Origin of the sequence: Rhodoglobus aureus (assembly GCF_039527955.1) — a bacterium.
Taxonomy (GTDB): Bacteria; Actinomycetota; Actinomycetes; order Actinomycetales; family Microbacteriaceae; genus Rhodoglobus; species Rhodoglobus aureus.
Genome location: NZ_BAAAKW010000038.1, coordinates 1 through 642, shown reverse-complemented (window position 1 = coordinate 642; position 642 = coordinate 1). Strand labels below are relative to the sequence as shown.

Sequence of the window (642 nt, the reverse complement as noted above, 5' to 3'; positions counted from 1 at the left end):
ATCCACGTTACGAATGGCCTGGACTACAGTCCGGCCCCTATTAGCGATCACCTGATACCAATCCGGCCCGGTGACAGCACCCCCCGGATCATGAACGACTGGGGGAAATAATCATGCCGGACCCGACGGGCCAACGTCCTCAGATACAAACACCATCCGGGGATATAAACAAGGTAACGGGAGTAGCGTGGGCAGTATGAGCCAGCCTGTGATTGTCACTGCCATATTCCACCCTCGCCCCGAGAGCCGTGACATCGTGATCGACGCCCTCCGGCCTGCCCTTGCTGCGGTGCATGAGGAGCCAGGCTGCGAGCTTTATGCCATCCACGAGGTTGCCGATGGTTCGCTCGTGATGATCGAGAAGTGGGAGTCGGTGGAGTTGCTCGACGCTCACGGCTCAAGCCCCGCAGTGGTAGCGCTTGTGGCTGAGATCGGCGAACACCTCACGGTTCCTGTCGACGTGACACGGATGACGGCGATTCCGATGGGAACCCCGACTCAAGGTGCGCTCTAAGCAGAGCCAGCGTTCGGCCGCTACCGCCTAGGAGACCGCTGATTAATTTGGTGGTCGATTTGGCGTTTTAAGGCGCGCCTTCCCAGTATTTTCGGGGGCTGATTAAGACTTAATTCATGCAGGGTTGT

1 protein-coding gene is annotated in these 642 nt (G+C 58.3%); it reads left to right on the top strand.

Annotation, left to right across the window (positions count from 1 at the left end):
* Window positions 1–196: 196 nt before the first annotated feature.
* Window positions 197–514, top strand: a complete 318-nt coding sequence (locus ABD112_RS11515) for a putative quinol monooxygenase (protein WP_343926012.1) — start codon at window positions 197–199, stop codon at window positions 512–514.
* Window positions 515–642: the final 128 nt, after the last annotated feature.